Source organism: Pseudomonas sp. FW305-3-2-15-E-TSA4 (genome assembly GCF_058787295.1).
The window spans coordinates 18396-39335 of sequence record NZ_JBYSZP010000010.1 but is presented as its reverse complement, the minus strand read 5'-3'; the positions used below and the strand labels follow the sequence as shown (position 1 = coordinate 39335).

At 60.0% G+C, this 20940-nt stretch carries 14 protein-coding genes; 10 read left to right on the top strand and 4 right to left on the bottom strand.

Going from position 1 to position 20940, the window contains the following annotated elements; genetic code table 11:
* Positions 1-142 precede the first annotated feature (142 nt).
* From AC3WMV_RS15175 to AC3WMV_RS15145, 7 genes are all read left to right on the top strand, one after another.
* Positions 143-619 carry an MbcA/ParS/Xre antitoxin family protein gene (locus AC3WMV_RS15175; RefSeq protein ID WP_027613694.1) on the top strand — a complete coding sequence of 159 codons (477 nt, stop codon included), beginning with the start codon at positions 143-145 and terminating at the stop codon, positions 617-619.
* On the top strand, positions 616-1119 hold the full coding sequence (locus AC3WMV_RS15170) for an RES family NAD+ phosphorylase (protein WP_027613695.1): 504 nt from the start codon (positions 616-618) through the stop codon (positions 1117-1119). Before AC3WMV_RS15175 ends, AC3WMV_RS15170 begins: the two co-directional genes overlap by 4 nt.
* Positions 1120-1236: 117 nt before the next feature.
* A complete protein-coding gene (locus AC3WMV_RS15165) occupies positions 1237-3879 on the top strand; it encodes a TonB-dependent receptor (protein ID WP_103366931.1) in 2643 nt (880 codons plus the stop codon).
* Positions 3880-4102: 223 nt separating this feature from the next.
* Positions 4103-5953 (top strand): extracellular solute-binding protein, encoded by a 1851-nt coding sequence (locus AC3WMV_RS15160; protein WP_103366932.1) that lies wholly within the window; start codon positions 4103-4105, stop codon positions 5951-5953.
* A complete protein-coding gene (locus AC3WMV_RS15155) occupies positions 5940-7004 on the top strand; it encodes a microcin C ABC transporter permease YejB (protein ID WP_103366933.1) in 1065 nt (354 codons plus the stop codon). The genes AC3WMV_RS15160 and AC3WMV_RS15155 overlap by 14 nt, the downstream gene beginning before the upstream one ends.
* Positions 7004-8026: an ABC transporter permease gene (locus AC3WMV_RS15150; protein WP_103366934.1), complete on the top strand. Its 1023-nt coding sequence runs from the start codon at positions 7004-7006 to the stop codon at positions 8024-8026. Before AC3WMV_RS15155 ends, AC3WMV_RS15150 begins: the two co-directional genes overlap by 1 nt.
* A gap of 1 nt (position 8027) precedes the next feature.
* Entirely contained in the window at positions 8028-9602 is a 1575-nt protein-coding gene (locus AC3WMV_RS15145; protein ID WP_103366935.1) for an ABC transporter ATP-binding protein, read from the top strand.
* A 233-nt stretch (positions 9603-9835) separates the two neighbouring features.
* Here the strand turns inward: AC3WMV_RS15145 and AC3WMV_RS15140 are convergent, their stop codons facing one another.
* Complete coding sequence (locus AC3WMV_RS15140) at positions 9836-10153, bottom strand: SCP2 sterol-binding domain-containing protein (protein ID WP_027613701.1); 318 nt, start codon at positions 10151-10153, stop codon at positions 9836-9838.
* A 64-nt stretch (positions 10154-10217) separates the two neighbouring features.
* A complete protein-coding gene (locus tag AC3WMV_RS15135) occupies positions 10218-10928 on the bottom strand; it encodes a histidine phosphatase family protein (RefSeq protein ID WP_103366936.1) in 711 nt (236 codons plus the stop codon).
* A gap of 204 nt (positions 10929-11132) precedes the next feature.
* Between AC3WMV_RS15135 and sohB the strand changes: the two genes are divergently transcribed.
* On the top strand, positions 11133-12164 hold the full coding sequence (gene sohB / locus AC3WMV_RS15130) for a protease SohB (protein ID WP_027613703.1): 1032 nt from the start codon (positions 11133-11135) through the stop codon (positions 12162-12164).
* 244 nt (positions 12165-12408) lie between these two features.
* The gene (locus AC3WMV_RS15125; RefSeq protein ID WP_256584851.1) at positions 12409-17175 is read left to right on the top strand and encodes an NEL-type E3 ubiquitin ligase domain-containing protein; all 4767 of its coding nucleotides are present in this window, start codon (positions 12409-12411) and stop codon (positions 17173-17175) included.
* A gap of 24 nt (positions 17176-17199) precedes the next feature.
* Here the strand turns inward: AC3WMV_RS15125 and AC3WMV_RS15120 are convergent, their stop codons facing one another.
* On the bottom strand, positions 17200-17694 hold the full coding sequence (locus AC3WMV_RS15120; protein ID WP_098964198.1) for a DUF934 domain-containing protein: 495 nt from the start codon (positions 17692-17694) through the stop codon (positions 17200-17202).
* Positions 17678-19336: a nitrite/sulfite reductase gene (locus AC3WMV_RS15115; protein WP_007967865.1), complete on the bottom strand. Its 1659-nt coding sequence runs from the start codon at positions 19334-19336 to the stop codon at positions 17678-17680. The genes AC3WMV_RS15120 and AC3WMV_RS15115 overlap by 17 nt, the downstream gene beginning before the upstream one ends.
* Positions 19337-19860: 524 nt before the next feature.
* Here AC3WMV_RS15115 and AC3WMV_RS15110 point away from each other — a divergent pair.
* Entirely contained in the window at positions 19861-20934 is a 1074-nt protein-coding gene (locus AC3WMV_RS15110; protein ID WP_103366938.1) for an ABC transporter substrate-binding protein, read from the top strand.
* The last annotated feature ends 6 nt before the right edge of the window (positions 20935-20940 follow it).

The window sequence follows — 20940 nt, the reverse complement described above, 5'->3', positions numbered from 1 at the left end:
AGTCGTAAACGGCTTGGACGCTCAGGCCTCTGATAACGGATGGATTATGCGAACTCCCCACCTCGAATACGAAACGCCTGCTTATTCCCATCGCCTTCACTGGCGCACCGATCGTGCCAGATGCCCCATGGAGGAGGTCACGATGCCCAGCGTCAAGGTACCCCGGCTGACGGGGGTGAAGAGGGCCGAGGGCAGACCTGTCGACTTGCTCGTGAATGGCCGGAACATAGGTGACGATGCCTTTCTGATCGTTGACCTGACCGACGAAGGTTTTGAGCTGAACGATGTCGTCAACATGCTTTCAACCTCTGAGCTTTATCTGCAAGGCGACATGGTCAAACGCATCACCGGCAAGTCGGTCAGCACCGTACGCCGACTACTGAAGGAAGGTAAAACGGTACGGCTTGACCCGCAGCAGAGCGTCGTCGCCTACCAATATGCCTTGGTGCTGGAAAAGGCCACTCGCGCCTTCGGGAGGCAGTCACGGGCCGAGGAGTGGCTGCGCAAGCCCAGCACCTACCTGAACGGTCGCGTACCGGTGGAGTTTATTCGGCATTCACTGGGGTTTCAGATGGTGGAGCAGTATCTGGGGCAACTGATATACGGGGTTTACACATGAATCCCTTGCCCTGGGACGAGCACTGGTATGCCTGGCGGCTGGACCCCGAGGTTTATGGCGGGACGTGGGACAGCGGGATGGGTTCGAATCTCAATGGTGGCCGATGGAACATACCCGGGCGGCGAGTCGTTTATGCATCAGTCGATCCGTCGTCGGCCATTCTGGAGGTGGCAGCCAATCACAGCTTTGATGCGCTGGACAGTGAACCTTATGTGCTCACGTGTTTTGAGGTCGTCAGCGAAGCAAAAGTGAAAATCGTCCAGCCGGAGGATGTGCCGAATCCTTATTGGTTGAGCCCCGCCAAGCCTTCCCCCAATCAACAATTGTTCGCCGATGCGTTGTTGGCAGAGCATCCGTTTGTACTGATCCCTTCGGCGGCAACCCGGCACTCGTGGAATCTGCTGGTGAGCTGCGAGTTGGCGGAGGGGCAGTTCAGGATGGTTTCCCAGGAGCGATTCGGGCTGGATACACGGTTGCTGAGGGAGATGGAGCTGGCTTGATCCACACCTGCCATTTTTTTGCATAACCTCATCACCCAACGGTCTAAATCGGGCTCTATAAAACCCTGCTGTCCATTGCACATCCCTGCATAAACCAAAACGCAGGGATGGCTGTTCATGATCCATTTTTCACCCGTTAGATCCCGTTTGAGCCTGGCCTTGCTGCTGGCGATCAATACCTTGCCGGCAGTCGCTAGCGACGAACCCACGACCCAGTTGCAACGGGTGGAAGTCACCGGCACGGCGATTCGCCGGGTCGATGCGGAAACCGCGGTGCCGGTCACCATTCTGCGAGTTGAAGAACTGCGCGAGCAGGGGGTGAGCACCACCGAAGAACTGGTCAGCCGGATTTCCGCCAACCAGTCCTCGGTCGGCTCCGGTCGTTCGGTGGGTTCGAGCAGCGGCGGGGCGTCGTATGCCGATTTGCGCGGCATCGGCCCGAACAAGACGCTGGTACTGCTCAATGGCCGGCGGCTGAGTAACAACGCGACCAATGCGATCAATGGCTCCGGGGTTGACCTGAACACCATTCCGTTCGCCGCCATTGATCGCGTCGAAGTCCTGCGTGACGGCGCTTCGGCGTTATACGGCACCGATGCGATCGGCGGGGTGATCAACTTCATCACCAAGACCAGCCTCACCGAAGGCCAACTGAGCACCAACTACGACACGCCGACCCATGCCGGCGGTGGTGAAAGTCGTAACTTCAGCGGCAGTTGGGGCTTCGGTGATTTGCAGGATGACCGTTTCAACGTGTTTGGCGTGGTCAGTCATGACAAGCAGCAACGCCTGGCTGCCGAGGATCGTGGCTACACCTACAACTATCAGCCGGGACGTGGCCTCGATTACACCTCGGGTACCGCATCACCGGCCAACTGGAGTCAGGGCAGCAACGCCACCAATCCACTGGCCAGTTCCGCTTGCAATGCACCGGGGTTGCTGGCGCGCAATGGCATCTGCCGCCAGAGCCTGTGGAACTACCTCGATCTGGTGCCGGAAACCGAGAAGACCTCGGCTTTCGCCAAAGCCACCGGCAAGCTCGCGGATGATCACAACGTCAGCCTCGAATACTTCTGGGCACGTAACGAAAACCGCACGCAGATCGGCCCCGGTACGCTGATGGGCAATCAGGTCAATCCCGGCACGACGTTCTATCCCGGTAACGGCATTACTCCCGGCCCCAACGGTTTCGCCCTCGACCCGACGCAACCGGTGGATGTGAACTGGCGCGAAACCGCCGTAGGCGCGCGCCAGCACGAAGACGACAACACCGGCCAGCGTTTGCTGTTGAGTTTCGACGGCAGCGTGGTGGGTTGGGACTACAACGTCGGTGCATCGTACAACCAGAACAAAGTGGTCAATGCCATCGAGGCCGGCTACGTCAATGACCGCGCCGTCAGCGCCGGTATTGCCAACGGCATCATCAATCCGTTTGGCGCGCAGACCGCTGCCGGGCAGGCGCTGCTGGCGGCCAATGCGGTGGACGGCGATTACTCGACGGCAGTGGGGCGGGTGAAGGCGATTGATGGACGTGTCAGTCGCGAGATCGGTGACTGGTTCGGCGCCGGCCCTTCGGCACTGGCGCTGGGTGGCGAATACCGCAAGGAAGATTTCCATCAGGACTTCGCCCAGTTCGCCGCCGATGTGCAGAGCCTGGGTGTCGACCCCAATGCCAGCGTCGCCGGGGATCGCAGCGTCTCGGCGCAGTACGCCGAGGTCAACGTGCCAGTGCTCGACAGCCTGGAATTGTCCGCCGCCGTGCGCCACGACAAGTACAGCGACTTCGGCAGCACCACCAACCCGAAGTACTCGTTCCGCTTCCAGCCGTTCAAGCAACTGGTGGTGCGCGGCGCCTACAGTGAAGGTTTTCGCGCGCCGTCGTTGTATGAGCTGTACAACCCGAACTTCACGACGTTCACCGTCGCCAACTACAACGACCCGCGACTGTGTGCCGGTGGCAACCCGAGTAACGGCGGCATCGCCAACCGCGACTGCGCCCAGCAGTTTTACAGCCGCACCGGTGGCAATACGGACCTCAGTCCGGAAACCGCGCGCAACGTCACCCTCGGTTTCGTCTATCAGCCATTCGAGCGCCTGAGCACCGGGCTGGATTTCTGGTGGATCAACATCGCCAACCAGATCGCCGAATTCCCGGAATCGGCGGTGTTCGAGAACCCGGAGCTGTACCCCGAGCGCCTGGTGCGCAAGCCGGACGGCTCCATTGATCACATCGTCACCGGGCTGGCCAACCTCGGCAAGATCAAGACCAATGGCGTCGACGTCAGCTTCGACTACCGTTTGCCGAGCACCCCGTACGGCAATTTCGGCATCGGCCTGCAAGGCACCTATGTCAGCCGTTACGAGTACCAACAGCAGCTCAAGGGCGACTACATCGACAAGCTCGGCGATTTCCGTGGCGGCGACTTTTCCTCGGCCGGCGCCGTGGCCCGTTGGCGCCACAGCCTGACCGGCAGCTGGAACTACGGTCCCTACGGTGTGGCGCTGACCAACCGCTACACCAGCGGTTACCACGACTCCGACCGCGAGACCCACGATTACGTCGGCTCGTACAACGTCTGGGATCTGGCCGGCACCTACACCTGGCGCAAAACCCTCAGCGTGACCCTCGGCGCGAAGAACCTGTTCGACCGCGAGCCACCGTTCAGCAACCAGACCTACACCTTCCAGAGCGGCTACGACCCGAAATACGGCGACCCGTTCGGGCGGACGTTGTACACGCGGGTCAATTACAAGTTCTGAGAATGCCCAGAGGCGGCGGGTTTTAGTCACTTATTGATCTAAGCCTGCCCTATAAAAATCGCCGGCCTGTTGCACATCACAGGTAGGCAGAAGGTTTGGTGATTGTTCGGGCCTCATCGCTGGCAAGCCAGCTCCCACAGGGATTTGTGAACACCGCAAAACGTGTGGGAGCGGGCTTGCTCGCGAAGAGGCCAGTAGCAACACCTTGTGAAAGGATCTGCCAATGCTATCCAGGCTCATTCTGCTCAGCGCTTTTGCGCTCTCAAGCCCCTTCAGTTGGGCCGCCCCACAACCCGCCCTCACGGTCTACGGCGAAGCCCCCAAATACGCCCCGGACTTTCAACACCTGGCCTACGCCAACCCCAACGCGCCCAAGGGCGGAACGTTGCGCCGCTCCTCACTGGAAAGCGGCCCGTTCGATCACCTGATTCCGTACATCGACAAAGGCACCGGCGTCGCCGACATCGACGGCTGGCTCTACGCGCCGCTGGCCTATCGCAGCAAGGACGAACCCTATAGCGTCTACGGTCTGGTGGCGCAGCAGATGGAACTGGATGCGGATCGTCGCTGGCTGCGCTTCTACCTCAATCCCAAGGCCCGCTTTGACGACGGCACGCCGATCACCGCCGAGGATGTGCGCTATACCTTCGAGCTGCTCACCACACAGGGCAGCCTCAAATATCGCCAGCAGTTTCGTGATGTCGCCGACGTCGTGGTGGAATCGCCGACACAAGTGCGCTTCAACTTCAAGAACAACGACAGCCGCACCTTGCCACTGGATCTGGCGACACTGCCGGTGTTGCCCGAACATTGGTGGCGCACGCGCAACTTCGCCGAGGGCGCCGGTTTCGAGATCCCGCCGGGCAGCGGCCCGTACCGGATCAGCGCGGTGGATGCCGGGCGCAGCGTGAAATTTCAGCGTGTCGCCGACTGGTGGGCCAAGGACCTGCCGATCACTCGTGGTCTCTATAACTTCGATCACTTGAGCGTGGAGTTCTTCGCCGACACCGATGTTTCCCGGCAAGTCCTCAAGGCTGGCGGCTTCGATTACAACCGCGAGTTTTCCGCGACCAGTTACACCATCGGCTATGCCGGCGCGGCGCTGGAGCAGGGCAAATTGCTCCGCGAACATCTGGCGCCGGGTGCCGCGCAGGGTTCGCAGGGTTTCGTGTTCAACCTGCAAAAACCCGTGTTTCAGGATCGCCGGGTGCGGCAGGCGATCGCCATGCTCTGGGATTTCGAGTGGAGCAATCGGCAGATGATGCGCAGCATGTACCTGCGCCAGCGCAGTTACTTCTCGCACAGCGCATTGGCGGCCACCGAGTTGCCGGACGCCGAGGAACTGCAAATCCTCGAACCGTGGCGCGGCAAGATCCCCGACGAGGTGTTCACCCAAGTCTTCGAAGCGCCGAAAACCGACGGCAGCGGCAACATTCGCGCCGAGCAGTTGCAAGCCCTGAAACTGCTGGAAGCCGCCGGCTGGAAACCCCGTGGCGATCAGTTGGTGAATGCCAACGGCGAGCCGCTGCAGTTCACTTTTCTCAACGGCCAGAAGGGCTTTGAACGGCTGCTGCTGCCGTTCAAGCGCAACCTGGCGCAGATCGGTATCGGCTTCGATATTCGCCAGGTCGACACCGCGCAATACACCAACCGCGTGCGCAATCGCGACTACGACATGATCGTGGTCGGCTACCCGGTGAGTCAGGCGCCGGGGCGCGAGATGTTCAATTACTTCGGCTCCGACGGCGCCGACGATCCCGGCTCGAACAACTACATGGTGCTGCGTGATCCTGCGGTCGATGCCTTGCTCGAAGGGCTGGTGCAGGCCGATAACCGCGAAAGCCTGCTGCGCCATGCCCATGCCCTGGATCGGGTGTTGCAGTGGGGCTATTACTGGATTCCCAATTACTACCCACCGGGAATTTCCACGGTGTGGTGGAACCGTTTTGGTCGTCCGGCGACGGCGCCGTTGTATGACGCCGGACTCGATACCTGGTGGGAAATCAGCCCGACCGCGCTGACCGCCACGCAGATGCAGCAACAGCAAAAGGAGTACGCCCATGTTGGGTTATAGCCTGCGGCGTCTGCTGCTGATCGTGCCGACGTTGCTCGCCATTCTGCTGGTCAACTTCGTCATCGTGCAGGCCGCGCCGGGTGGCCCGGTGGAACAGGCGATTGCCCGGTTGCAGGGCATTGGTGTCGGCGCGGCGGTGGGCGGTGGTCATGTCGAAACCATCGGTGGCGAATCCCGCGCCACCCGGGGTCTCGACCCGAAACTGGTGGCCGACATCGAGCGCCAGTACGGCTTCGACAAACCGGCTGATGAGCGCCTGTGGCTGATGCTCAAGAGCTACGCGCAACTGGATTTCGGCCAGAGCTTTTTCCGCGGTGCCAGCGTCACCGAACTGATCTGGCAGAAGCTGCCAGTGACCTTGTCACTGGGCTTGTGGGCCACGTTGATCACTTACCTGGTGTCGATTCCGCTGGGCATCCGCAAGGCCGTGCACAACGGTTCGGCGTTCGATGTCTGGAGCAGCGTGGCGATCATCGTCGGCTACGCGATGCCGGGGTTTCTGTTTGCTCTGCTGCTGATCATCGTATTTGCCGGCGGCAGCGCGCTGGACTGGTTTCCGGTACGCGGACTGGTCTCCGACAACTTCGCCGAGCTGTCGCCGTGGGCCAAGGTCGCGGACTACTTCTGGCATCTGGTGTTGCCGGTCACCGCGCTGGTCATCGGTGGATTCGCCACGCTGACCATCCTCACCAAAAACAGCTTTCTCAACGAGATCTCGCGCCTGTATGTGGTGACGGCACGGGCCAAGGGCCTCAGCCAGCGTCAGGTGCTATACGGCCACGTGTTCCGCAACGCGATGTTGCTGGTGGTCGCCGGATTACCGCAGGCGCTGGTGACGGTGTTTTTCGGCGGTTCGTTGCTGATCGAAGTGATCTTCTCGCTCGACGGCCTCGGCCGTCTCAGCTACGAGGCGGCCGTGTCGCGCGACTACCCGGTGGTGTTCGGTTCGCTGTTCATCTTCACCCTGTTCGGCCTGCTGATAAAACTGCTTGGCGACCTGTGCTACACGCTGGTCGACCCGCGCATCGACTTCACCGCGAGGACTGCCTGATGTTGACTCTATCTCCCATCGGACAGCGCCGTTGGACGCGGTTCAAGGCCCATCGACGTGGCTGGTGGTCACTGTGGCTGTTTCTGCTGCTGTTCGGCCTGAGCCTAGGCGGCGAGCTGATCGCCAATGACAAGCCGCTGCTGGTCGAGTATCAGGGCCAGTGGTATTTCCCGGCGTTCAAGCGCTACACCGAGCAGGATTTCGACGGCGAGTTGCCGTTCCAGCCGGACTATCGCAGCGCGCAGGTGCGGCAAATGATCGAGGGGCAGGGCGGGCGGATGTGGTTTGCGCCGATCCCGTTCGGTTTCGATACGGTGAATTACGACCTGACTGAACCGGCACCGAGTCCACCGAGCGGCGAGAACTGGCTGGGCACCGACGATCAGGCGCGGGATGTGCTGGCGCGGGTGATCTTCGGTACGCGGGTGTCGCTGCTGTTTGCCTTGGCACTGACCGCCGCCAGTGCGCTGATCGGCATTGCGGCCGGGGCCTTGCAAGGCTATTACGGCGGTTGGGTCGATCTGCTCGGGCAGCGATTGCTGGAGGTGTGGTCGGGGCTGCCGGTGTTGTATCTGCTGATTATTCTGTCCGGGTTCGTCGAGCCGAATTTCTGGTGGTTGCTGGGGATCATGGCGCTGTTTTCCTGGCTGAGTCTGGTCGATGTGGTGCGCGCCGAGTTCCTGCGCAGCCGCGGTCTGGAATACGTGAAAGCCGCGCGGGCGCTGGGTGTCAGCGACGCGCAGGTGATCTGCCGGCACATCCTGCCCAACGCCATGAGCGCGACCCTGACCTATCTGCCGTTCATTCTCACCGGGGCGATCGCGACCTTGTCGGCGCTGGATTTTCTCGGTTTCGGCATGCCCGCCGGCAGCGCCTCACTGGGCGAACTGATCGGCCAAGGCAAGAGCAATCTGCAAGCGCCGTGGTTGGGGCTGACGGCATTTTTTGCCCTGGCGCTGATTCTTTCTCTGTTGGTGTTCATCGGTGAGGCCTGCCGAGATGCTTATGATCCGAGGGCTTGAGATGAGCGATAACCTGATCGAAATCCGCGACCTGCGTGTGGCATTCAACGGCCAGCCTGTGGTGCATGGCATCGACCTCGATATTCGTCCGGGCGAATGCCTGGCGCTGGTCGGCGAGTCCGGCTCGGGCAAATCGGTGACTGCTCACAGCATCCTGCAGTTGCTTGACCCGAACATCACGCGGATCGACGGCAGCATTCGTTATGCCGGGGAGGAGCTGCTCGGCGTGCACGAGCGCTATCTGCGCCAGTTAAGGGGCAACCGTATCGCGATGATTTTTCAGGAGCCGATGAGTTCGCTGAATCCGCTGCACACCATCGAACGGCAACTCGGCGAGAGTCTGGCGCTGCACAAAGGCCTGGCGGGCGCGCAAGCCCGTGAGCGCATTCTTGAGTTGCTGGAGCTGGTCGGCATTCAGAAGCCGCGCGAACGGCTCAAGGCCTATCCGCATCAACTCTCCGGAGGTCAACGCCAACGGGTGATGATCGCCATGGCGCTGGCCTGCGAGCCGCAACTGCTGATCGCCGACGAGCCGACCACGGCGCTGGATGTGACGGTGCAGCGCAGGATTCTGTTGCTGCTCAAAGACTTGCAGCAGCGGCTCGGCATGGCGTTGCTGATCATCAGCCATGACCTGAATCTGGTGCGCACCATTGCGCAGCGGGTGGCGGTGATGCGCAGTGGGCGGATCGTCGAGCAGGCGTCGTGCGAGCAACTGTTCCGTGCGCCGCAGCATCCCTACAGCATCGAATTGCTCAATGCCGAGCCGGGGGGCGAAGCGCTGTGCCGGGATGTGGCGCAGAACTTGTTGCAGGTGCGCGATCTGCATGTGCGTTTTCGCCTGGGGGGCGGTTGGCTGCGACCGAAGACTTGGCTGCAGGCGGTCAAGGGCATTGATCTGAACCTGCAGCGCGGCAAAACCCTGGGGATTGTCGGCGAGTCGGGCTCGGGCAAGTCGACCTTGGGTCAGGCGATTTTGCGCCTGATCGACGCCGAGGGCAGCATTCGCTTTGCCGGTGAGGCGCTGGAGCAATTGAGCGGCAAGCAGCTGCGGCCGCTACGCAAACGCCTGCAAGTGGTGTTTCAGGATCCGTTCGGCAGTCTCAGCCCGCGCTTGTGTGTGGAGCAGATCATTGCCGAGGGCTTGCAGGTACACAGCGACTTGAATGCTGCCGAGCGTGAGCAGGCGGTGATCGATGTGCTGCGCGAAGTCGGTCTCGATCCGGCGACCCGACATCGCTATCCGCACGAGTTCTCCGGTGGCCAGCGACAACGGATTGCCATCGCTCGAGCGCTGGTGCTCAAGCCTGATTTGATTCTGCTCGATGAGCCGACTTCTGCGCTGGATCGCACGGTGCAGAAGCAGATCGTTGCTTTATTGCGGCGGCTGCAGGAAGAGCATGGGCTGACTTATCTGTTCATCAGCCATGACCTGGCGGTGGTGCGGGCATTGGCTCATGACCTGATAGTGATGAAGGATGGCGAAGTGTTGGAGCGTGGCGAGACCAGTGCGCTATTCAGCGATGCGCAGCATCCCTATACGCAGGAGCTGCTGGCGGCATCATTTGCTGGTTGATGACAGCTCCAACGTAGTAGAAGGTGCATGCCACGGTTTATGGTGCGCCACGTGACCCATGTGGGAGGGGGCTTGCTCCCGAAAGCGGTGTGACAGGCGGCAAAACTTGTGGCTGATCCGACGTCTTCGGGAGCAAGCCCCCTCCCACCTATGACCTGTTTATGACGAAACCCGGGAGCCAGACGCAAAAATCCCGCCACAGGGGCGGGATTTTCTTCAAAACGAACGACGTCTTACGACGGGAACAGCTCGGACAGCTTCATCGACAGCATCATGTCGCCTTCAACGCGCAGCTTGCCGCCCATGAACGCTTGCATGCCGTCGGTTTCACCGCTGACGATGTCTTTCAGAGTTGCGCTGTCCAGTACCAGGGTGCAGTTGGCGTCCGGGTTTTCACCTTCCTGGATGTCGCAAGTACCGTCTTTGACGATCAGCGCGTAGTGCTTGTCTTCGTCGGTGATGTTGAAACCGAAAACCAGATCCAGACCGGCAGCAGCGGCTGGGTTGAACTTGGCTTGCATCGCTTTTACGGCATCAGCTACGGAGGTCATGGTTCGATCCTTTCTTGGGTAATAGGCGCTGGTTGATTACAGCAAGGGTCACAATTATCCGGACTCAGCGGAAAGTGATGAGTTCCGGAGCCTTCAGCAGTTGCAGATGTGCGTGACTGTTGAAGGAGGCCAAAGCCACCTCGCGACCGCGGAACTTCAGCTGGTTGAGCGAGGTGTTGACGATTTGCCAATTCAGTTCAAAGGCCTGCCGGGCAGGCATCTGGGTAATCAGGTGGAGCAGGGCGGTGATGGTGCCGCCGGAGGTGAACACGGCGATTTTCTGGTTGCCGTCGGCCTGTTCGAGGATCCGGTGCAGTCCGGCCTGTACCCGCTCGACGAAACCCAGCCAGCTTTCCAGCCCGGGGGTGTCGTAGGTGCCTGCCAGCCAGCGCTCGATGACCAGGGCGAAGATACGCTGGAATTCGGCGCGGTTCTGCGCCGCGTTGCGCAGGATGTCGATGGCTTCCGGCTCGTCCTCGAGCATGGCCGGGATCAGGGCGCGGATGATCGCGTCGGCATCGAACTCGTTGAACGCGGAGTCGGTCTCCAGCGTCGGTACCGACAGGCCCTTGGCGCTGAATTGCTCCAGCGCACTGGTGGCCGTGTGCTGCTGACGACGCAGGTCGCCGGCCAGGCAGCGATCAAAGCGGATTCCCAGCTCGGCGAGGTGCTGGCCGAGGACTTCTGCCTGGCGCACACCGATGGGCGACAGGACGTCATAGTCGTCTGCACCAAAGGAGGCCTGGCCATGTCGAATCAGATAGATGCTGCCCACGTCCGCGTCATCCCGGTACGTTGAAGGTTTGGCGAGGTTATGAGGATGAAAGAGTGCTGTCAATGAAAAAACATACGCTTGTTTGAAATGCTCGTTACAGGCCTGTTGCCAGAGGTTTCACGGCTGGCCGACGAGGCGGCGCATGGGTATGCTGGAACCATCCCGCGCGTGTTTTGCATCCGCGCATTGTTTTAAGGAGTCTCTGTGGAGTTTTTCACCGAATACGCCAGCTTCCTGGCCAAGACCGTAACGCTGGTGGTCGCCATCCTGGTGGTGCTCGCCAGTTTTGCTGCATTGCGCAGCAAGGGCCGGCGCAAGTCGGCGGGGCAGTTGCAGGTCAGCAAGCTCAACGATTTCTATAAAGGCTTGCGTGAACGTCTGGAGCAGACCCTGCTCGACAAGGATCAGCTCAAGGCTTTGCGCAAGGGCCAGGCCAAATCGGAAAAATCCGAGAAGAAGCAGAAGAACAAACCCGAGAGCAAATCCCGGGTGTTCGTGCTCGATTTCGACGGTGACATCAAGGCCTCGGCCACCGAGAGCCTGCGTCACGAAATCACCGCACTGCTGACCCTCGCCACGCCAAAGGACGAAGTGGTACTGCGTCTGGAAAGCGGCGGCGGCATGGTGCACAGCTACGGCCTAGCGTCTTCGCAACTGGCACGTATTCGCGAAGCCGGCGTGCCGTTGACCGTGTGTATCGACAAGGTCGCGGCCAGCGGCGGTTACATGATGGCGTGCATTGGCGAGAAGATCATCAGCGCGCCGTTCGCGATTCTCGGCTCGATCGGCGTGGTGGCGCAGTTGCCCAACGTCAACCGTCTGCTGAAAAAGCACGACATCGATTTTGAAGTGCTGACCGCCGGTGAGTACAAGCGCACCCTGACCGTGTTCGGCGAAAACACCGAAAAGGGCCGGGAGAAGTTCCAGGAAGACCTGGACATCACCCACCAGCTGTTCAAGAACTTCGTTTCGCGCTATCGCCCGCAACTGGCGATTGATGAAGTGGCTACCGGTGAGGTCTGGCTTGGTGTTGCAGCGCTGGACAAACAACTGGTCGACGAGCTCAAGACCAGCGATGAATACCTGGCCGACCGGGCGAAGAAAGCCGAGGTTTATCACCTGCATTACGCCGAGCGCAAGAGCCTGCAGGAGCGCATCGGCATGGCCGCCAGCGGTTCAGTGGATCGCGTGCTGCTGAGCTGGTGGAGCCGCTTGACCCAGCAACGCTTCTGGTAAGAAAAGGCCAAAGAAAAACCCCTTTCACCGTAACGGTGGAAGGGGTTTTTTTATGGTGGCGGTATATATGTATAGTTTGAGTTTGAATAGTTGATTCGAACTTGAAGTTTTTCATCGGCAATTCGCGCTTTTATAAAAAAGCCTGCTCGATAAGCTGTTGCTACTTTCAGTTTTCGAGATATTCAGTATGTCTTCCTTACCTGTACAGGCTGTCGCGCCTGTATTAACACCCGAACAAAAAGGCATGTTCTTTGAGTTAATCAAGAACAATGCTCCCGGCTGGCTGCTGTCGGCATCGGATGAACTGCGTCAAACACTTTATCAAAGCGTGATGGCCAGCCATCGCGCCCAGAGTGAAATGGACCCGTTTCTGAAGGACCTCAAGTCTCCAGAAGAATTTTGCGCACCGTTACTGGCCAGCGCCATGTCGCAAAAGATCGGCCACTCGCTGGATATCGTCGGGGTGATTTTTCAGCACGTGCGCTCCACCTCCAGTCTTTTGGGCTTGCGCAGGAAACTGGTGTTGCCAGTTGATCGGGATCTGCTCACGGCCGCCTGCGAAAACTTCGAACTCAGCGAGACTCAGGCCACAAATTACACCGATACCTCCTTGATCTATATTCCCGAAAAAGTAACCGGTCGAGAGGCGAATATATTATCGATCCAGCCCCACGAGTTTGCGCTGTTGTGTCGAACCCTCGACTTGGGCAAGCAATATCAGACTCATCTTCGTGCGGTCTTCAATGTGGATGCTGAGATCCATCCGTTACGCGGCAAGTTTACTGCGAACCTGCGGTGTCGGTTCGAAGTGGATAGGCACGTCGCATTGCTGAAGAAACATATCAGTGTCGAAGTGCATGAGATGTTGCAGGCAGTCAAGGATAACCAGGACACGCTCAAACTGGGCAACAACACCCTGGGTTATCAGGGCTTGCAGATGCTGGGTGTCACACTTAACGGTGTGCTGTTTATCGGCCCGGTGAGTGAGCACGCCGATGACGACTATCGATGCGTTGTTTACCTGCCAGGTGATCCGTTGCACCCGCTCAAGGAGTATTCATCCTTCAGCGATTTCGAGAAACAGTTGAGCCAGCGGTTGAAAGGCGCAGCGTTTCGCCAATTCTTCATGCGCTACATCAAGATCAGTGAGCGCGCAGCGTGGGTGACCGAACTCGATGGGCGTTTGTATCCGCACAGTCATTCAATCCTGCCTCGTGCCGCGTTCTACGTGACGTTGTCCGGCATCGATTTTGCGGGTGACCCGTTCAGCCTGATGTATCGCCAGCACGTCGAACAGACCATGGCCGACGCTCGGCTCGTAGTGGTCCCAACCGACGATGAAGACGAGAAAACCCGGCTGGCCCGACTGGACACCTATAAGGCAATCGGGGTCGACCTGCTGTTGGTCGCTGTATCGTTCATACCTGTAGTCGGAGAGGCTCTGTTGGCGGTGACCGCGGTGCAGTTGCTCTCGCAGGTCTATGAAGGGATTGCCAGTTGGTCCAGAGGCGAGCAGGAACAGGCAACGGATTACTTTTTCGATGTCGTCGAAAACCTGATCCTGATGGCGGCTTTCGCTGCGAGTACCAGGGCGGTGGGCACAGCGTTCAAAGTCGTCAGGTCATCGGCTTTTATCGAGCGCTTGCGCATGGTCAAACTGGCTTCAGGGCTGTCTCGCCTCTGGAAGCCTGACCTGCACGTGTATCAACAGCGTCGGGCCTTGCCTGCCGGAGTGCGTCGCGATGGTCGCGGCTTGCGTTGGGTCGATGGCCAGGCGTACCTGACGCTCGATGATCTGCACTATGCAGTGCGCCCCGAACCTCAGACCGGGCTGTGGGAAGTGCAGGCGCCGCCGGAATCGGCGAGCCGCTATGCACCGCTGCTCGAAACCAACGATCGGGGTGCCTGGCGTCATGACAGCGAGCTGGTTCAGGACTGGGATCGATTGAAGCTGCTGCGCCGCTTCGGCCATCCCCGCGAGGAGCTGTCGGATGCCAGTGCGCTGCAGGCTCTGGCTGTCTGCGGTATCGAAGACAGCGTGTTGCGTCAGATCCATGTAGATCGCGGTCATCCGCCGGCCTTGCTGCTCGACACGGTGTGGAGATTTCGCGCCGATGCAGCGGTGACGGAGTTTATCGAGCAACTGCAGATCCCGTTGTCGGCCCCCATGGCGGATGCTGACCTGCAATTGCACCTGCTGACGACATCGGCCAGTTGGCCGGCAGACTGCGCCATTAGTGTCGTCGATGCAGCGGGCACGCCAATCAATCGTTATGGCGCAACCCACGCCACCACGATCCTGAAGATAACTCAGCAGGATGTGCATCGGGGGAAACTGTACCGTTCTCTGCTGGCTGCACTCGGCAGCCAGCGGCGCAAGAACTTGCTCGGCTTGACGAGCCAGGATTCGGCGGTTCAGACGCGCAAACTGGTGCAAATCGTCGGCGAACAGGCACAAGGGCGACGGGAGCCGTTGTTCCAGCGAATTTATCGACGCCACGAAGCGCCGAGCAATGGTCGGGTGGCGTTGCTGATGAAGACCTTTGCCGATCTGCCTGCCAGTGTTGCCGAGGAGTTGGCGGGCAGTGCCCTGGATGGCGAAGCGCAGGAGCTGGACGCTGCCCGCGTACCATTGCGGCTGGCGCAGGAGGTGCGCCGCTATCAACAGGCGATTGCTGTGTGTCGAGCCTATGAAGGCCTGTACCTGGAGAGTGGCGGTGGTCACAGTACCAATCGCCTGGTGCTCGATACCCTTGAACATTTGCCGGGCTGGTCAGGGGCTTCAGCGATCGAGATACAGGAGTGGTCGGGCAGTCACGGCAGTGTTGCAACGACGGCGTCAAGCTCATCCAGTGAGCGGGTGATCATCAATGTGTTGGCGAACCGCATCAGCGTTCTGCAGGGTACTGATGCTGCGCTGAAAACATTTTCCGGACGCACCCGCGAGCATTATTTCCAGGCCCTCTGGCATGGGTTGTCGGCGCAACGCAAGGTCGCGTTGGGCCTGTCGATCGAGGCCGGGGCGAACGGGCTACGGGAGAAAATCACCGAGCTTGCCATGCAGCGGCGAACAACGTTTGCCAGGACCATGGGCGAACGTCCCGGCGACTATTCGCCGATGGCCCTGGCTGACCGGCCCCCGGCGGGGCCATGGGCGAACTCAGGTGTGAGCGTTTCAGTGATGGTGCGCCGTATTCAGGAACTCTACCCGGCCCATTCCCCTGCACAGATCCATGCGCTACTCAACGTCTTGGGCCGCAATGAGATCCTGGTGCTGATGAAACTGGAATTGCTGCGCCTGGAGTTTCTCGGTATTCGCGAAGTCCTGAGTCGTTGGGTGACGCGGCAAACGCAGTACAACGGGATCGATGGCTCATTGCTTGATGTTCCACAGTCGGCGAAGTCCCGGGCCATGCGCGCGATCATCCGCTGCTGGCGCAGAGAACCGGGGGCCTCGGGCGACGCGCCACCCGACACCTTGATTTTCGCCCCGGAGCCGTTGGGAGAGTTGCCAGTGCTGGTCGGGGATTTCAGCCACGTCACGCATCTGATCATGGACGGCACTACGCCGCTGGGGCTGACGGCATTTTTGCGTCATTTCAGAAATTTGCGCAGCCTTTCCCTGAGGGGGAACCAATTGACCCAGTTACCGGTGACATTGGAACGCATGCCCTGGCTGACGCATCTGGATCTGAGCGAGAACCGTATTCGTCTATCTTCTGCATCGGTGCCGTCACTGGCGCAATTGAAAAAGCTGCGGGTGCTGAGCCTGGACTTCAATGTTGATCTTGCGCATGCCCCGGATGTCAGCTCACTGCCGGATCTGGAAAGACTGCGCTTGCGCGGTTGCGCAATCGATCATTGGCCCGAGGGAACCACCGGTTTGCAACGACCGCAACTGATCGATCTGCGCGATAACCAGATAAGCACGGTGCCGGAGGCGGTACTCAGGGCTCCGTTGGTGGTCACCCGCGCCGTTCGCCTGATGGGTAACCCCTTGTCGCCTGACGCCTTGCGACAGATTGCGACGTATCAGCAGGCGAACAGCGTCAGTTTCGGTGTAATGGCCCGGGTCTATCAACACCAGCCGCTACCCAGCGTGTCGTATGAAGGTCAGAGTGCGCGCTGGCTGACCGGCAGGCCTGCCGTCGAAGCGATACCGCGCAGCGTTACCTGGGAGGCGGTAAGGGCAGCGCCCGGCTCGCGGGATTTCTTCAATGTACTTTCACAATTGATCCACACGGCCGATTACACCCGGTTGTACCCGTATTTCAGCCAGCGTGTGTGGAATGTGGTCGAGGCGGCCGCTGAAGACACGCGGTTGCGCAGCGAATTGTTCCGCACGGCGCGCGTCGCCACCAGTGTCGATGGTTATTCTGTGGTGTTCAGTGAGATGGAAGTCCAGGTTCTGTGTTATCGAGCCACGGTCGCGGCCGGGATCGATGGCGCGCCGCTGGAGCGGCAACTGACGCATTTGCTCAGAGGCTTGTTTCGCCTGCAAACGCTGGAAGAGCAGACCTTGGCAGAGATCAACACCCGCGCCCAACCGAGTGTCTACGAGCATGCGCTCGAATTCAGTCTGGCCTATCGGGTGGGGCTGGCGGAGCGCCTGAATTTGCCTGGGCAGCCAAGGGCGATGAGCAGCCCGTTGAATGTCGAGGTATCGCAGGTAGAACTGGATCAGGCTTATCAGGCCGTGATGCGTATCCAAGGCTCTTCGGCGTTTCCCGACTGGTGTATCGGCCAGCGATTCTGGGTCGAGTTTCTCGAATCGGCGCATCCCGACGCTTTCGCCCTTGTCTATGTTCGAACCTCGCAGGCATTGGCGCGCCTGGAGGAGCAGGCGGAGCTGACGCGCGATCAGGCAGCGGTGCAGATGAACGCGATTCACGACAATTTCAGAAATGAACGTCAGGCGCTGATTCGCCAACTCACCGATCAGGCACTCGCGCGCCATCCGGCCAATGAGCTGGCCAGTTCGGATACAGAAGAGGAGGGAAGTACGCCTTGAGCAGGTGCTCAAGGCGTATTCGAGTCAGCGGCGACGGAACAGCGGCAGCGGTTCGTCAGTGGCGGCCTGGTAGGTCACCGAGAAGTCTTTCAGGCTTTCCAGTGCCTCGTACGGGTCCTTGTCGGCGCGCAGGGCGAACGCATCGAAACCGCAACGGTGCATGTAGAACAGCTGATCGCGCAGCACATCGCCAATCGCCCGCAGTTCACCTTTGAAACCGTAACGGTCACGCAGCAGGCGGGCGTTGGAGTAGTTGCGGCCGTCGGTGAAAGCCGGGAAATTCAGCGCGATCACCTGGAACTGCGCGACGTCGTCACCGATTTCCTCGGCTTCTTCATCGGCGTCCAGCCACACACCCAGCCCGCCGTCGCGGGCCTTGAGCGCGTGAGCATGATCGCGCCACAGGGCCAGCGGCACGATCAGGTCGTCGCAGTTGGAGATGCCGTCGAGGGTCGCGTCCTTGGGCAGCAAGTGCCAGGTTTCGTCGACCACCTCGTTGTTCTTAATGATTCGCTGCATAGACGCGTTCCTTGAAGAGGTCGATGCCAATACGCTGGTAGGTGTCGATGAAGCGCTCGTCTTCGGTACGTTGTTCAACGTACACGTCGATCAGCTTCGAGATCACGTCCGGCATGTCGTCCTGGGCGAAGGACGGGCCGAGGATCTTGCCCAGGCTGGCGTCACGGCTGGCGCTGCCACCGAGGGACACCTGGTAGAACTCTTCACCTTTCTTGTCCACCCCGAGGATGCCGATGTGGCCTACGTGGTGGTGACCACAGGCGTTCATGCAACCGGAGATGTTCAGGTCCAGCTCACCGATGTCGAACAGATAGTCCAGGTCGTCGAAACGGCGCTGGATCGATTCGGCGATCGGGATCGACTTGGCGTTGGCCAGCGAGCAGAAATCACCGCCCGGGCAGCAGATGATGTCGGTCAGCAGGCCAATGTTCGGCGTGGCGAAACCACCTTCACGCAGCTCGCCCCAGAGGGTGAACAACTGGCTCTGCTCGACGTCGGCGAGAATGATGTTTTGCTCGTGGGACGTGCGCAGTTGACCGAAGCTGTAGCGCTCGGCCAGATCGGCGACGGCATCGAGCTGCTTGTCGGTGATGTCGCCCGGCGCAACGCCGGTCGGCTTCAGCGACAGGGTCACGGCCACATAGCCCGGCTTCTTGTGCGCCAGGGTGTTGCGCGAACGCCAGCGGGCGAAACCCGGATGCTCTTTGTCGAGTTCGGCCAGGGCGGCAGTCTGGTTCTCCAGCGCCTTGTAGTCCGGATCAACGAAGTGTTTAGCGACGCGATGCAGTTCGGCTTCGGTCAGTGTGGTCTGGCCACCGCGCAGGTGTTCCATCTCGGCATCGACTTTCTGCGCGAACACTTCAGGGGTCAGCGCCTTGACGAGGATCTTGATCCGCGCCTTGTATTTGTTGTCGCGACGGCCATAACGGTTGTACACCCGCAGGATGGCGTCGAGGTAGCTCAACAGGTCCTGCCATGGCAGGAATTCGTTGATGAAGGCGCCGACCACCGGGGTACGGCCCAGGCCACCGCCGACCAGCACACGGAAGCCCAGCTCGCCGGCGGCGTTGTGGACCGGCTCCAGGCCGATGTCGTGGACTTCGATGGCCGCACGGTCAGCGGTCGAACCGTTGACGGCGATCTTGAACTTGCGCGGCAGGTAGGCGAATTCCGGGTGGAATGTAGTCCACTGACGGACGATTTCGCACCATGGGCGTGGGTCGATCAGTTCATCGGCAGCGACACCGGCGAACTGGTCGGTGGTGACGTTGCGCAGGCAGTTGCCGCTGGTCTGGATCGCGTGCATCTGCACGGTAGCCAGTTCCGCGAGGATGTCCGGGATGTCTTCCACCGCCGGCCAGTTGAACTGCACGTTCTGCCGGGTACTGATGTGGGCGTAGCCCTTGTCGTAGTCGCGGGCAATCTTGGCCATCATGCGCACCTGACGGGAAGTCAGCTGGCCGTAAGGCACCGCCACGCGCAACATCGGCGCAAAACGCTGGATGTAGAGGCCATTTTGCAGGCGCAGGGGGCGGAATTCTTCTTCGCTCAGCTCGCCTGCCAGATAGCGTCGGGTCTGATCACGGAACTGCTTGACGCGGTCCTCGATGATCCGCTGATCGTACTCGTCGTATACGTACATATAAGTCCTGTTCTCAGGCTTTGGGCTACTCGGAAAACGCTGCGTTTTCGCTTGCTGGAGTCCGATGGTGCCTCGGCAATTACGCGCGCACGGCCGCGCACTCCCTAACGGAGCCGGGGCAATATACCCGTTTGCAGTTATGCGCAAAAGTGATGTTTGAGTATATGTAAAGAACCAAATCGCCTAACGAGAATAGTTGTTGATTAACCCACATTTGTCGCGGGGACAATCATCGTCTTAACTGTGATCGAGTCTTTCTGCAATCACCGATAAAACCGACAAGAGGCGATGCAATGAGCAATCCGACCAAGGCAAGAAAAAGCGATAGCAGTGTCGATGCATGGGCCATTCTGTTCCTGATTATTCTGGTAGTAGGGACGGCGGTATTCTGGGTCAGTCATCAGTAAACGACCGATCCGGGTCCGCTTCCGACGATTGTCGGACAAAAAACGGGACCAGGCGTCAATAGCCGCTGATTAGGGGGCTATAATGCGCGGCCATTTTTCCTTGGGCCCGGATCATTCATGTTGAAGTTTTTCCACCTCAGCCTTCTGCTGTTCGGTGCGGTTTTCGGCTCTGCGGCCCGGGCCGAGTCGGTGCTGTTCCTCAATCCTGGGTCAACTCAGGAAGCCTTCTGGGTCAGCTATTCGCAATTCATGCAGGCGGCCGCCCGCGACCTGGGCGTCGATTTGCAGATTCTCTATTCCCAGCGCCAGCCGGAATTCACCCTGGCCCAGGCCAGAGTTGCCCTGCAGGGACCGAATCGTCCCGACTATCTGGTATTCGTCAACGAGCAGTACGTGGCGCCGCAGATCCTGCGTATGGCGGAGGGCAGCGGGGTCAAGCTGTTCATGTTCAACGCGGTGCTCACCCCCGATCAGCAGGCGCTGATCGGCGAGCGTGCCGATCGCATCGGCAGCCTGGTGCCGAATGACGAGGAGGGCGGCTACCTGATGATGAAGGAGCTGATTCGCCTGCACCCTCCCGTGGCGCGGGGCGAACAGATCGAAGTCCTGGCGTTTTCCGGCCTGAAGATCACCCCGTCAGCGCAATTGCGCGAGCAGGGCATGCAACGCGCCTTGGCCGAGTATCCGCAGGTACGACTGCGGCAACTGGTGTACAGCGGCTGGACCCGGCAGCGTGCCTACGAGCAGGCGCGGCAACTGGTCAGCCGTTATCCGAAGGTGTCGCTGGTGTGGGCAGCCAATGATGAAATGGCGTTCGGCGCCATGCATGCGTTTGCCGAAGCCGGCAAAGTCCCTGGCAAGGATGTGCTGTTCAGCGCGGTCAATACCTCACCCGAGGCGTTGCAGGCGGTGGTCGACGGGCGCTTGAGCGCGCTGGTGGGCGGACACTTCACGCTGGGTGGCTGGGCGCTGGTGGAGTTGCATGATTACGATCAGGGCGTCGATCTGGATCGTTATGGCGGACGTGACCGGCAATTGTCGCTGCTGCAACTGATCGACAAGCATCAGGCACAGCAAATGCTGGCCATGGGCGCCGCGCCGGATTACGGCGTGAGTTTTCGCAAGTTGTCGGCCAAGGACCGTCCCGCGTCCTATCGCTACCCGTTCAGCCTGCAGATCCTGATGCACTGAACCCTG